Below are 14,963 nucleotides of genomic sequence, written 5' to 3' on the forward strand. Positions count from 1 at the left end.
ATGAATTGGCGTGAAAAGGTGCTTGGAAATTTTCAAGCACCTTTCTACCACATTACGCTGGTTAGTGATCCCGACTCATTGTTACAAGATGAAGTTATTATTAGTGAATTGCAGAAATTAGGGATAGAAATCGTGGAACTAGATGATCGTGCAATGTTTAGATATTGGTATGAAGCTGAGTATCGACACATGTCAATGAGCAGATATCTATTAATAAAAATAAAATCAAACACAATGTTAGACGTTCCATATGATATATGGATTCAGGGGCATCCAGTTTCATTAAGCAAAAGCGAGTTGTTTCCTAATTTATCTCCTTCACTTGTCAGAGAACTAGATTCGAGGGCATTGGATGCTTTGTCTTTAATTGAAGATACAACAAGCAGGAAATCAGATTCAGAAACTATTGATTTTATTCTGAAACGCATTTACAAATTACCATATGACTCGGTTGATAGTACAGCAGAATGTTTATCACTATGTGTTGCTCAGCACTTGCTTCATTATGCTGTGCCTGAAATGATAATAGACTATCTTGAGGCTGTATTAAGTACTAAAGATTATAATAATCCTCATTTGGATATATCAGAATTTTTGATCTCTTCAGAGTCCCTATTTGCTTTCATTCAGAAGGAATGGAGTTCCTATATTGAAAGTGGAGCTCCAGACAATCATGCATTTAGTGATCCCACTCTTCAAAATACACTTGCTGGGTTATTCCGTCTTGGAAAGTTAACACCTGTCTTTGTTAATAATCGTTATTTACCTGAAACTTTATTGTTTGGTGTGAAGTTAGATGAGAAACAATCGTTAAGTGATTCATTGTATGAGCACATAAATAGAATTGAAGAGTTATTAGAACTAGAAGTTGATCGCCGGGGTTGGGTTGAGCTTTGCCAATTATACGGATCAGCAAAGTCAATTTCGTTTCAAATTCAAATGTCGGATAGCATCATTGACAGATTAAGAAACCTTGAGCAAGTTATAGAAGAGAGATTTATGAAATGGCTAGATTCTCATTATAGTGCACTCATTTCACTGACAGATATGCATGCACCTGTCATGCTTCATAGGGTTGCAGAGTATGTACAACTTCAAGGATCTGTCAAGAAGGCTGTTATTGTGATGGACGGGATGAGCTTTGTACAATGGAGTCAGATTCGATCGGAGCTTCAGCAATTTTTCAACTTTAATGAAAAAGGAACTTATGCTTGGATTCCAACCCTGACTTCAGTATCAAGACAAGCCATTTTTTCAGGTCAAATACCAAGAACCTATTATGATTCAATACACACAACAGCGAATGAAGAAAAAGAGTGGAAAACTTGCTGGAATCGCCTTGGAGTATCCCCGCTTAATATCTCGTACGAGAAATCTCTAGGCCAAGGTGAATATAATAGAACGGAGATAAAGGCACTATCTAAACCGTCAATTAAAGTTGCAGGACTTGTGGTCGATATTATAGACAAGCTGACGCATAACACCATTCAAGGCCAAATAGGCATGCAAAGTCAGATTTCCATTTGGCTAAGAAAGGGTTATTTGCGCTCATTACTTCATGATTTATTAGAAGCTGGATTTGAAGTGTATATAACATCCGATCATGGGAACAAAGAAAGCGTTGGAATCGGGACTATTCGAGAAGGTGTTCTTGCAGATACTAAAGGGGAACGAGTTCGGATATACAATACAGAAGTATTAAGAGATCGAGCTGCTGAAAAATACTCGTCACAAAAGTGGAAAGGAAGTGGATTACCCGATGAATTTCATGTGCTACTGGCGAAATCCGGAGAGGCTTATGTCAAAGAAGGCGAAGTTGTAGTTAGTCATGGCGGCGCAAGCATTGAGGAAGTAATAGTACCTTTCGTACGAGTGAAGAAAAGAATGGAATGAAGGTGTCGATTATGAAGAAGGTTGTCGGGTTCGATCAAAAGTTACAACTACATCAATTGGATTTCATAGCTCGAGAATTAATAAGAGCCGAAAGCAGACAACAAATGTATGATCTGGTCGACCAGTACTTGATGTCAGACATAGCAGGCTCAAAGGCGAGGTTAAATGCACGAACGATCCTGTTTAAAATCTGGGTTTTAGTTAGTGAGGAAAACGAGGAATTAAGAGATCGTGCCATTCAAATGTTCGGAAATGCATCTAAAGATGAAAGGTTGCTCCTTCACTGGGGTTTAATGATACTTGCATACCCATTTCTAAAAGATGTGACTGAGCAAATTGGACGTTTATTTCAACTTCACGGCGAATTCTCGAGCATACAGTTAAGTAGAAAGATCTTTACTCTTTATGGTGAACGAAGACGAGTAAGTGTATCAATAGGAGCTGTACTAGGTACATTAAAACAACTTGAAGTCATTAGTGAAGATAAGAAAATGTATGTAAGCACTGAGAAGAAGCAGATTCAACAGTTGGATTTAAAACTGTGGCTAATTGAGGTTCTTCTGAAAGCTACTGGTAGATCAGCCATTGAATTAAAACAAATTTCAAATGAACCATGCATATTTCCGTTTTCGATAGAAATAGGGGAAAGTGAAATGAGAAATAGTCAGCTACAAGTTATGAGGCAAGGAATTGACATGACTATGGTTAGACTGAAGTGAGGCTATGACAAAATGATTAAAGTTGGTGAGATTGTTCAAGGAGCCCAGTTTCCGGAATCGGTTGAGATAAAAAAAGTAGAAGCCTTCGATGAAGGCTTTTACTCAATTGCAGCACTAGGGCGGGATTCCAATCGATATTATGAGTTAATGTTGGATGAGGTTGAGCTAGCAACCTTGCAAAGATTATTTGAGCGAAGTAATACCAGCCATCAAATGACTTCAAGCGATCTTCAACATTACTTGCGTTATCATGCATTATTAGTGAATGGGAAATATTCTGCTAAGCAGACCCTTGGCAATAAGAATTTAATCCCGTTGCCTCATCAGATTGAGGCAGTATATAGTCGGATGTTACAGATGCCCCAGGTGCGATTTTTACTCGCGGATGATCCAGGCGCTGGTAAAACAATAATGTCAGGAATGCTTATTAAAGAGCTTAAGGCACGTGGAAGTGTGGATAGGATTTTAATTCTGGTTCCGCCATTAGTTCTTAAACAATGGCAGGAAGAGCTTCAAGAGAAATTTAATGAGGATTTCTTCATCATCAATCGATCTGTAATGAAACACTACGGTTCTAAGAATCCATTCATAGAACATGATTTTTGTCTTACATCCATCTATTGGGCAGCTCGCGATGATGTGAAGAGCTTGGTAAATGAAGCGGATTTTGATCTTGTCATAGTGGATGAAGCCCACAAAATGGCAGCGTACACTCATGGTATAACGAAAAAGAAAACATCAAAAACGAGACTATATCATCTAGGTGAAGCAGTACTACGACAAGCCAAGCATTGTGTCTTGTTAACCGCAACTCCTCATAAAGGTGATATGGAAAATTTCAGGCATCTTATGCGTCTAGTAGATGATGATATTTTCTCTAACCTGTCGGCAACGGAGTCGCTTCGTGAAAAGGCGAATCCTTTTATCATTCGTAGGTTAAAGGAGAGCCTCAAAAACTTTGATGGTACACCACTATTCCCCAAGCGAACCACACGAACCATTCAATACACATTGTCAGAAGACGAGCTCGATCTTTACGAGGCTGTCACAGAATATGTTCGACTATACTTTAATCGCGCTATGAACACAGGTAGTAATAGCACAGCATTTGCAATGATGCTACTTCAAAGAAGGTTAAGTTCTTCTGTTAATGCCATTGATCTATCTCTCAAACGGCGCAGAGATCGGTTGATCAAATTATTAGAAGATACGATGGTAAGTAAGAAAAAACAGACAAAAGATAAAGAAGAATTCGATAGGGAAGAGTATGAGGACGAATCTTTAGAAACGCAAGAGTTATTAGAGGATGAACTTGAAAGTGCCACCGATAACCTCGATCCAGAGGAGTTGCGAATTGAGATAAATGAATTAGAGCGACTTGTAAGGAAAACATCATACTTAAAGGGAAATGCAGCAGAACGAAAGTATGACGAGTTGGAACAAACATTGTTTGGTTGGAATGGGTTACTGAATCAAGGAGAGAAGATCTTAATTTTTACAGAATCAGCAGATACGCTTGATTTTTTGGAGAAGCGATTAATAACTCGTGTGCCTCTGATATCTAAGATTGTTGGAAGACTTTCTATGGATGAACGTAGAAGACAGGTCGATCTGTTCCGTAATAATTGTCAGATTATGTTGGCCACAGATGCCGGTGGAGAGTCAATAAATCTTCAATTCTGTAATCAGATGATCAATTATGATATTCCTTGGAACCCCAACAAACTGGAACAAAGAATGGGGCGTATTCATCGGATTGGTCAAAAAAACGAAGTAGCAGTATTTAACCTAGTTGCCTCTAATACTCGAGAAGGCGATGTCATGATTCGTCTGCTTGAAAAAATGGAACGAATGAGAGAAGACTTAGGTGCGGATCTTGTTTATGATTTCATCGGGGAAATAGTTGATGGGGATTTCAATGATTTAGCTTCTTTAATGCAGGCTGCCGTTATTCATCGTGAGAAGTTAGATGATATAATCGCGTCCATGGAACGAAAACTATCGGAAGAACACAAAAAGCTGCTTGAAGAGGTTGAAAAGGAAAGGCTTTCTGATGATATATTTGATTTACCTAAGATGCGAAGAGAACAGCATGATATGACTGTCAAAAAATTACCGGCACGCAATTATGGCCCCTTTACAGAGCATATCCTGAAAAAATGTAATGTTCGTATTCATCAAACTCAGAATGAGAAGGTTAAACGAATTGAGCGATTGCCTAAATATATACGGGATATATCAAAGAACAACCGCCTTCCCTTATATCAATTAGAAGAGGCAATACGATTCACTTCTTTTCAGGACTATGTTAAGGAAGGAATAGATATTATATCTGAAGATCATCCTTTGTGTAAATTAGGGATGATTCTTACGCGTAGAGAAAACGAAAAAATGGCACTAGAACGTTTTATGGTTTATTATCCGGTAAATGAGCCATTATCAGTTGAAGTTTATCTAAACAGTATTACGGACGGTACAGGAAGTGAGTTGGCTGATGAACTAATCTTTCTTGCTAAGCGTCAAGATGAATCATTACTTAGGTTAGATCAATATTGGTTGTTTCAAGAAGGATTCGTCGGAGAACTTACTGCATTAAGTGAGTTAATAGATAGTTCTTTTCGTACCGCCGCGGTGAAAACAGCAATGGAATTAAGGGATGAGGTTCGTAGTAAGCGTGAAGCGCAATTAAATCGAGTAATGAGCTATTTAGACAAAACGTTTAAAAAACAAATTGACGATCTAATTGAGAAGCGTACAAAGTACGAGCAAGAAAACAAAGAAAATAAGAATGGTGCATTAATTAATCAAGTTGATGCCAATTTGATTGATGTTGAGATGCGTAAGGAACGAAGGTTAGCTTTAGTTCAAAGGCAAAAGAATATAGGAATGAAGCCACCCAAAAGGATCGCTCAACTTGAAATTGTCCCTAGGGGAAAACCGCAACGGGTGATCTCTGTTGATTACAGAGATATTATCGAAGAGTATGAACGAAAAAATGGCCGCGGCATCATCAGAGTGTTTCATCCGTTTTCACTTGTGGATTTTTACAGTGAACGATTCAACGGGGAGTCTAGATATATTATTGTTACTAATGATGAGAAGTATTGGCCGTCTGAAGACTACCATGAGGATCTTAAAGAAATTCAAGATAAAACGTACATATATGTAGTGAAATCTGGTAATTGCATAGAGGAAAAGAAGCTTGGATTAATATTTTTGGTATAAAATTATACTAAAGGAGAAGAAGAAATGGAACATGATAATTCAATTGACCCTAGTAAATTTACACCAAGAGATCATCAAAATGTTAAAGGGGAGCATACTGGCGAAAGGACTACTGAATATAGCTTGTGGCATAGAAGCCTCGGCTCAAAGTATCTCACACTCGATATAGACTTTGTCGAGTATAGAAAGGACAGGGGAATCGTCGCTATAGTGGCTGTAACTGGAAGGCTTAATAATGAAAAACATATTATAAATGCAAAAAAATATATCTGGAGAAGAACTTACGTTGAAAGGGAAATAATAATTAAATTAGCTGCAGGAGTAAATTGCCCAGCGTATTATGTTATTCATGACAATGATTTAACGGTATTTCATGTTCATGACCTATCACAGAACCTAGAAGACTATAGGTCCATGAATCAAGAAGAATACGCGACTTTTATAAAGGATTTTTAGAAGGATAGCAGGGCTAAGTCCCAAATACCCCAGAGCCACTTAATAAAATATCAATAGGATTTTCATCGGAAGAACTGGGCACCTGTTTGGTAACATATATCCATTTGGAATGTAATATAGATAGGTGTAAAAATATTTTATTAAAAGTGACTGACTTTCTATTATTGGATTCCATACTATTTTGTTAATTTATGTTATTGGTGTAATATGGTAAATTTAGGGGTGCTGAATTACATCCCAAAAAACCAGTGATGTATCATGTGCGGCATGATGTAAGACGAGCTTTGAAAATGTAGTTTTCCTACATTTTCTCCACGTAAGGTAAGGTGGTTAGAGGTTTCTCATGAGTTCAATGAACTTTTGGGAGGCTTCTTTTTTCATGGATTTAGTTAAAGCTGAAGTATTCGCGTGTTCATCAAATCTTAAGCTTATATTTGTTTAAACAATTGTGGGAAGTCACTCTGAGACAAAGCCATCACCTCCCATTGTTCGAGTGTATGTTAACTCTGATGAGAGGGGATAGCAAGTTGTTTATTTTCTTCGACAATTTCCATTGATATTGCACATTTCTTAGCAAAACACGACGAAAGTGTGGTATTATTTACCTGTTTACAGGGTGGAAAATACATATATTTTAACTTTACTTAAAAATTGGGGTGGCGAAATGAGTCAAAGTTTTTTTATAAGTCAACTGCAAGAATTGTATGTTAATAATAAATTAGTTCCGTTTATCGGTGCAGGTCTTTCAATCCCTTTTGGTCTTCCTAATTGGGGTGAATTAATTTCTGATTATGCAAAATTATTTGAAGTCAAAGGTTTTACGGGTTTTCAAGAAATGATTCAATTGGAATTATCAAAAGACGATTACTGGGAAGCAATAAGAGCAATAAAAAAGTATGCAAATAGGACAGATTCAGATATCCAGGAATATATTTGTAAATCAATTAAAGAAAAAATTAATCTTCAAATTGACGGAGAAAGCCATAATTACTCAGACTTAGCTCGGATGAATTTCGATATTTATTTAACTACAAATTATGATCACGCACTAAATAAATTTCTTACAAGTAGCTACATTCCAACCAATTTGAAAGATTTTAGCGGAAATACTCAAAATACTTTGTTAAATGATGGAGAGAAAAAAATATTCCATCTTCATGGGAATATTTCACAGCAAGAGAGTGTTGTAATTACTGAAGAAACATACAGTAAATTATATAATGATAAAAAATATGATCAATTATTCTCATTATTAACAGGAACAAAGACATTTATATTTCTTGGGTTTTCTTTTAATGATATCTTTATACAAAGGATACTTAAAGATATAAACCAATTTTTTAATACAAAGCATTTTATATTACTTGATAACCCTTCTAAGGAGCAAATCGAATGGTTGAAATGTACATATAATATAGAAACAATCCCTTATAATTCTAAATATTCTTCACATGCTGGAGAAATAAGAAGTATATTAAAAGATATAGCATCGGAAGCCAATCTTGTTGAAGGTGAAAAGGAAATACTTAATGATAAAATAAATATACAGAAACAGCATAATACAAAGCATGGGATTTTAAAGAAAATTGGAACTCTTAAGAAGAGTTTGAACTATGAAAATGATATTATTCAACATGAATCTAATAATCTATCAAAAGCCTTAAAATTGAATTCGTTGTCATATATGATAAGAAGACTTGAAAAAGTTGAGAAAATCTTAAGTGTTGATAAATATGATGTGGTTTTCATAGGCGAAATTGGATGCGGAAAAACAACAGCAATTTGTAATTTATTCAATCTTATAAAAGATATCGATATTGGTGAGAATATTCATGATTTGCCATTGCTTCCTACCTCATCTGGGCGAACAACACTTGGAGAAGTAAGGATACTCGGTAGCCAAAGTTCAAATGTAACAATACGAATTGAGCCTAAAGATTATAAAGATGTAAAACATGATATAGAACAATTTTGCGACTTCTATTGGAATAAGCATAAGAGTAAAAAAAACAATAAGTCTGATAACCAAGCAACTGTACAATTAGATGCAGAATTAGATAGAGTTATTAGGAATATGGCTGGATTCACTAGTGATGAAAAATTCGATGAATTTACTGAGAACTTTATAGGGGAGAAAGATGATTTTAATAAAACCATAGAAGCGAATATTAATTTAAAAGATAGAAATAAGATTGAGATTATATATAATGAGAAAACTACCAAACAGAGTTTAAAGGAATGGTTAAAGGATGTTACTAAGAAATTGAATGATGGTGAATTGGATAGGTTTTCGATACCCCAAAAAACATACATCTATATCGACAAAGAAATATTAGACCTCAATAAATTAAATAGAATCAATTCTATAATAGATACCAAAGGAATGGAAAGTGTGGATAGGGATGATCTTGAAAGCTTTATTAAATCTGATAATACCCTGTGCATATTTCTAGATAGATTCAATCCTGCACCTTCAAAGTTGATTTATGAATTTCTTGTAAATAGTTTTAAAACAACTAACTCAAATTCCTACTTGAGAAGTAAAGTATGCATGATGGTTTTACCTAGAAAACCTGAACAATTAAATATGTCCGGTGCAACAGGCAATGAAGAAAAAGGGACGAAAATAAGAAAAAAACAAATAGAAAACAAATTCATCGAAGGAAATATAAATTTTGATATTGAGAATTTATTGTTCTATGATGCTTATAAACACATTCGCAAAGACGATGAAGGATTGATTTCAACAATTGCTAAACCCAGTATAGAAGATGATAGAAATGAGATATTTGGTAATTTAGATTCAATTATTGAAAAAAGAGAAAATAATCTTATGAATCAAGTTATTTTGATTGAGAATCAACTAGAAGTATTAAAAAGAAATAATTATTTAAGTGATGGTGATAGTGAAAAGATTGAAAAAATACACAATGAAATAAAAATAAAAATGGATATATCTCCATATGAATTAGCGGAAAAAACCACAGAAAGATTTTTAGTGGAATATAAAGCTTTTTTGGAGTCACATTACGCCTCCACATTAAGAGCTATAAATAATAGATTTGGAATATATTACTACAGGGATATCAATATTTATTTAAGAGCAGCAAATCTTATAAGGGGGAACTTAGATTATTTGATTAGCAGCACTAAGAAAAGCATAATTGATACAATGGTCAAAATTGAAGATAACTCTAGTGGTTTGAAGGTTTATTTAGAACATTTTGAAGAGCAAATAAATATTTATTATACTGAGTTATTTGAGGGTATTACTAAAGAGATAACATCTTTTTTGACAAGTTCAGTGTTTGCCCCTCAAAGTTATGAAAGTGACTTTTGGAATTTTGTTATTAATAGATGGGGCAATTTAGAAAATGCGTATAAGTTTGTAAAATATACCGATGATATACTTTACATGTATGATGAAAATTTAAATAAATATAAAGTAAAAGAAGAATTTAATCGGATAATCTCAGAAAAGTGGGAAACCTTTATGAATAATGTACTAAAAGTTTCAGGGGTTGAGCAGGTAATAGAAGTACACTAAGCTGTTATATTCCTTTCTCCGTCTCCACACATGAATTTTATTGACTATTAAATTTCTTGACCTCCGCTCGACCACGAACACTGTGAACGTATCATTTGTAACTGGATTTATAGGAATGATATTTTTGAATAGTGGGACTTAAAACTCAAGAAAAGAGTCAAAAAGCACATAATGTTATGGATGGACTGATGTAAGAAACTTCACTGTACCTGAACGGTTGAACGCAAGAAACTGTCTTTCACGGGGACGAATTGGGGACGAAAGCTATCAATTCCAAGTGTACCGTATCCAAACAGAACTATACTATAATGAAGAAAACCCTTATAGATCAAGGTTGTAGACCACCATGGCGAATGAGAACCAAGTAGCCCATGTTCCCGCATACAGTACACGTAGAATCGGTAGCTTTGTTGGTGAGGAACCCTTGTCAAGTAGACACTAAATAATTGCTATAGTTCTAGTGATAGTACCAGGAAAGAAATGGACAATATTAATTCCACTAACGGAGAACGATAAAAGAGCCGCGAGTTAGACGAGCGTAGCCCCTAGCTCCACCATAAAAAACCGCCCTGTTCGCAATGTTGCTGACAGGGCGGTTTGCTATGTCATAGAGGGCAACTTGAAAGTTATCAGTCAACCTGCACTCTACAAACTATCTTGCACGTTTTTAAGACTAATTTATTAATAGAGCAGTTACATAAAAATAAGATTACTCTGCTACAACTTGTTTGCCTGCAATCCGGCCGAATGTGAAGATATCAGCGATGGCATTACCGCCAAGACGGTTTGCACCATGAATGACCCCTGTTACTTCACCTGCAGCGAACAGCCCAGGGATGACTTCGCCTTTTTCATTCAATACGCGAGTCTTCTCGTCGATCACCAAGCCGCCCATTGTATGGTGAACGGATGGTACAGCTTTTTCGATGTAGTAAGGGCCTTTTTCAAGAGATTTCAATCCACCGCGATGTTTGAAATCAAGGTCTTTACCTGTTTTCGCATAATCATTTACTTTATTAATCGTTTCTTTCAAAGTGTTCACGTCAATTTTGAAGAAATCAGCCGCCTCTTCAATCGTATCGGCTTTAAAGAGCAAGCCTTGTTTAACGAGTTGATCGTATTCGTCCTGATGAACTTCGATCGTTTTACCGATATCCTCAATGCCTTGATTCCATAATTGATACGTATATCCGCCCGTTTGAGCAAGAATTGCTTTAGAAATAACGTCACGACGTTCTAATTCCTCAACGAAGCGCTTGCCTTCTTGGTTAATCAGGATCGCACCATCGAAGCGGGAGTCTGCAACCAGGGAAATAACACCTGTCTCAGGATTACAGATTGGATACGTTTGAATACTCTCCATATTTGTCAGTTTGGCGCCAATCGTTTCTGCCATAACGATACCGTCACCTGTAGATCCTGGTGTATCGGTAGACATATATTTTTCATCCATTTTAGGGTTATACTTTTTACGCATCTCTACATTGGATCCAAAACCACCGGTAGCTATGATGACGCCTTTGTTCGCATGGAATGTGATCTTGTCGCCAGTACCCGAAGTCGCAGTTACACCGGTTACTTTGCCGCTTTCATCCTTCAGCAAGGTTTCGGCTTTCATATTCGTTTTGATCGTGATTTGATCAGCGTCTGTTTTGGCTTTTAACTTGGTAATCAATTCAACCCCTGTATGACCTACAGGAATCAACGCACGTTTTCTGGAATGGCCTCCAAATTGGAACAGATGATCAGGTAAGAACTCTACCTTGATCTCATCGCGCAGCCATTCGGCAGATGTTAGAGCATTGTCGGCAAGAATACGAACCATCTTTGGATCCCCGAGGTTGTCTCCGCCCTTCATCGTATCATTATAGAATAATTCAGCCGTGTCATCTGTGATGCCAAGAGCACGTTCAACCCAGTTGTCAGGCGCATTCATCTCACCACCGGAGATCAATGTGTTGCCGCCAACAGCTGGCATTTTCTCGAGCAGAACTACATTTGCTCCAGCGCTCTTCGCTTCGATAGCCGCACTAAAGCCAGCACCCCCGGCACCGATGACGACAACATCATAGGTTTGCTCGGCTTCTTCTTTGTCTTTGTTTCCACTGACTGCAGCGCCAGCGACAAGGGTAAGTCCAGACTTCGTAATTGCATCTTGAATGGCTTCAAGATATCCTTTGCTTGTAACCGTAGATCCGCTAATGGCATCAACTTTTGCGCTGTTAGTTGCCATGACATCTTGCTTGAGCTGCGTATAAACAGGTTCTGCAAGTACTTCATTTTCCTTATGCTCTGTTACTTTAATGTCAGTGATCTTGTTATCTAATAAGGAAACTTGTACTTTAATATCGCCATGTTTACCTTGCCCAACTCCTTCAAAGACTTGAACTCCGTTTGCATCTGCAGCGGGTGCTGCGTCTTTACCGCCGCAGGCAGCAAGCGTGAACATAAGACTGAGGACTAGTAGAATAGATAACAGCTTTTTCGTGTGAGTTCGCATAATATCTCCTTCATTCTGTTGTGAATTGGTTACATACATTAGGGAGAGGAAGATTTGCTAGGCAAATCCTTTATCTCTAGCCTAGACATGAATGTTATTTCATGTGAAAATATGCACAAGACCTATTATAGATTTAGTACTGCATTATGTATTTGCACAGATTAGCGTTTTTTTGTCTTTTTCGGGCATGTAAGAAACGGATATTGTGAAGGGCTATGATTACAATGAGATCAATTCACTTAAAAATTACGTTAATCGCAGGAAGCTGCTTCTTGCTGCTGTTCATTGCATTGCTTGTAACAATATATTTGGAGATGAACCATACGGTTGTCCCTTTGAATAAGAACTTAACGCAGCAAGTGGTTAATGCACGCAGCGACCAGATCGATTATTGGTTTAATCAGCGCATCGGTGAGATAGACATGCTTGCTTCTCTAGCTTCGGACCATCAGTGGACACGAGATGAATTGCTGCAAGAGATCGATAAGTTTGAGGCGAAGAAGCGAGTAGAGTACGAATCCATACGAGTGGTGGATATTCACGGAAATTCCTGGTCAGCAAAGGACAAGCCTTTTTCGATACTAAACCGACCCTACTATCGAAAACAACTGCTAAATTCAGATTCCAATTATGTGGTGAGTAATCCGATCGTATCCAAAGCGAATGCAGTTGAAATCGTCGTCATTCTCTACCGCGTGAATCCATCGGTGAATGATGAGGTAGCTTATATTGCCGCAGCCGTCTCCGTCAAGAAGATGAAGGAGATTGCTCAAGATGTAATGCTATATGACCAGTCAGGCCAGCTTATCATCGATTGCAGAGAGCTGGGTGAAGGAGATGGAGCGGAGGATGCAGCAGATAAGAAGAACATGAGTGTATTTGAGGCTCCAATTCAAAATGTGGAAGGCTGGAAGCTAGTACTCGAAGTACCGAATTCAAGTCTATCGCTAGCGGTGATCAAAACCCAGCGGACTGCATTGCTGGTAGGCGTTCTTATCGGTAGTGCGTTTATTGTCTTTCTGATGCTGCTTGCTTCTTCCATTATTCGTCCAATTCAGTCGCTTCGCCAGGTAATGGAAAATGTGCAGAACGGCAACCAAACCATACGAGCAGATGTTACGCGCTCGGATGAGATCGGCGATCTTGGGCGAAGCTTCAATGACATGCTTGTTGATTTATACGCTGTGGAGCAGGACCGAAAGGAGATGGAGCTCAGACTGATTCATGAGCAGATCAAGCCGCACTTTTTATATAACACATTGGATACGATCCAGTGGATGGCAATGGAACATGGAGCAGACAATGTGGTGGAGATGGTGGAAGCGCTTAGCGCGTATTTCCGATTAGGGCTAGGCACAGGCAGTCCCTACATTCTGCTTGATCAGGAGTTGTACCATGTCGAGAGTTATCTTCATATTCAAGGCGTGCGATATGAGGAAATTCTGGACTACGAGCTTCGATATGATGAAAAGCTTGCTCAGTGCCAAGTCGTTCGCTTCATGCTGCAGCCTTTGGTGGAAAATGCGATTTATCACGGGATTAAGCCACTTGGGGATCAAAAATGCAAAATTTCGATTACAGCATATAAACAGGTCGATTATTTGGTCATTAAGGTTGAAAATAATGGGGTTATGATTCCTGAAGAGAAGCTTGAACAGATGAATCAAGCCCTTCTTGATGATAAATATGATCGTTCTGCCACAGGCTTTGGGCTATACAGTGTAAACCATCGCATTCGACTAGCTTACGGGGTGCCATATGGCCTTGCAGTGAAGAGCGAAGATGGCATTACCGTTATGGTCATTCGAATACCTTTGGAAGGGGAGTGGAATGAAGATGTGGAAGATTGTCATCGTCGATGATGAAACGATCATTCGCAAAGGCTTGCGACAATACATTGAGGAGAGTTCGTATCTTTTTGAAGTTGCAGGAGAAGCGAAAAGTGCAAACGAAGCATTGAATATGGTGGAGGAAGCCCCACCACATGTATGTCTTGTGGACATCAACATGCCGAATATGAATGGGCTCGATCTGATAAATATATTGCGCGAACGCTGCCCGTCGGTTCTGGTTGTCATCATCAGCGGCTACGATAACTTTGAATATGCGCGTCAAGCCGTGCAACTGCAAGCATTCGATTATGTATTAAAACCTGTGCCGAAGAGTGATCTGAACAAGTTGCTTCATAGGATCGATGAGCATCTTCAGGCAAAATATCCTTTGCATTCACATGAAAGCAGGGTGGATAAGGAGCTGGGGCTTCCCGGGTATACAGGGGATGGAACAGTGCTTATCCAAAAAGTGACCGAGTATATTGACAGTCATTATCAGGATCCGGAGCTGTCTATTACTCGAGTAGCAGCACTATTTCATATCAACCAAACCTATCTTAGCAAGCGTATGAAGCAAGAAATTGGTGCTTCATTCCTTGACTATGTCACCGAGCTTCGGATATCGAAGGCGAAGGAGATTCTGGATGACGTTATGCCGAATATCAAAATCGGGGATCTGGCCGTGAAGGTAGGGTATAAGAGCCAGTACTATTTTAGTCGTGTGTTCAAAAATAGAGTCGGTTCAAGCCCCTTAGAGTACAAAAAGCATCCGTTCGGTTATGGATAGGGTA

At 38.0% G+C, this 14,963-nt stretch carries 8 protein-coding genes; 7 read left to right on the forward strand and 1 reads right to left on the reverse strand.

Features of this window, described 5'->3' with window-relative positions; translation table 11 throughout:
• The 5 genes from pglZ (at nt 1) to MKY99_RS03510 (ending at nt 9,840) form a co-directional block, all read left to right on the forward strand.
• Entirely contained in the window at nt 1-1,893 is a 1,893-nt protein-coding gene (gene pglZ / locus MKY99_RS03490; RefSeq protein WP_231573464.1) for a BREX-3 system phosphatase PglZ, read from the forward strand.
• An 11-nt stretch (nt 1,894-1,904) separates the two neighbouring features.
• Nucleotides 1,905-2,612, forward strand: a complete 708-nt coding sequence (locus MKY99_RS03495) for a hypothetical protein (RefSeq protein ID WP_042193274.1) — start codon at nt 1,905-1,907, stop codon at nt 2,610-2,612.
• A 12-nt stretch (nt 2,613-2,624) separates the two neighbouring features.
• Nucleotides 2,625-5,837, forward strand: a complete 3,213-nt coding sequence (locus tag MKY99_RS03500; protein ID WP_042184805.1) for a helicase-related protein — start codon at nt 2,625-2,627, stop codon at nt 5,835-5,837.
• A 24-nt stretch (nt 5,838-5,861) separates the two neighbouring features.
• Complete coding sequence (locus tag MKY99_RS03505; RefSeq protein WP_042184807.1) at nt 5,862-6,293, forward strand: hypothetical protein; 432 nt, start codon at nt 5,862-5,864, stop codon at nt 6,291-6,293.
• A 616-nt stretch (nt 6,294-6,909) separates the two neighbouring features.
• Nucleotides 6,910-9,840 (forward strand): SIR2 family protein, encoded by a 2,931-nt coding sequence (locus tag MKY99_RS03510; protein WP_339268678.1) that lies wholly within the window; start codon nt 6,910-6,912, stop codon nt 9,838-9,840.
• A gap of 709 nt (nt 9,841-10,549) precedes the next feature.
• On the opposite strand, the gene MKY99_RS03515 is transcribed toward MKY99_RS03510, so the two are convergent.
• Entirely contained in the window at nt 10,550-12,340 is a 1,791-nt protein-coding gene (locus MKY99_RS03515) for a flavocytochrome c (RefSeq protein WP_042184809.1), read from the reverse strand.
• Nucleotides 12,341-12,564: 224 nt separating this feature from the next.
• On the opposite strand from MKY99_RS03515, the gene MKY99_RS03520 reads away from it, so the two are divergent.
• Entirely contained in the window at nt 12,565-14,202 is a 1,638-nt protein-coding gene (locus MKY99_RS03520; RefSeq protein ID WP_339268680.1) for a sensor histidine kinase, read from the forward strand.
• Nucleotides 14,171-14,959 carry a response regulator gene (locus MKY99_RS03525; RefSeq protein WP_175618971.1) on the forward strand — a complete coding sequence of 263 codons (789 nt, stop codon included), beginning with the start codon at nt 14,171-14,173 and terminating at the stop codon, nt 14,957-14,959. The genes MKY99_RS03520 and MKY99_RS03525 overlap by 32 nt, the downstream gene beginning before the upstream one ends.
• The last annotated feature ends 4 nt before the right edge of the window (nt 14,960-14,963 follow it).

This window comes from Paenibacillus sp. FSL R5-0470, from assembly GCF_037975205.1.
Lineage (GTDB): Bacteria > Bacillota > Bacilli > Paenibacillales > Paenibacillaceae > Paenibacillus_AQ.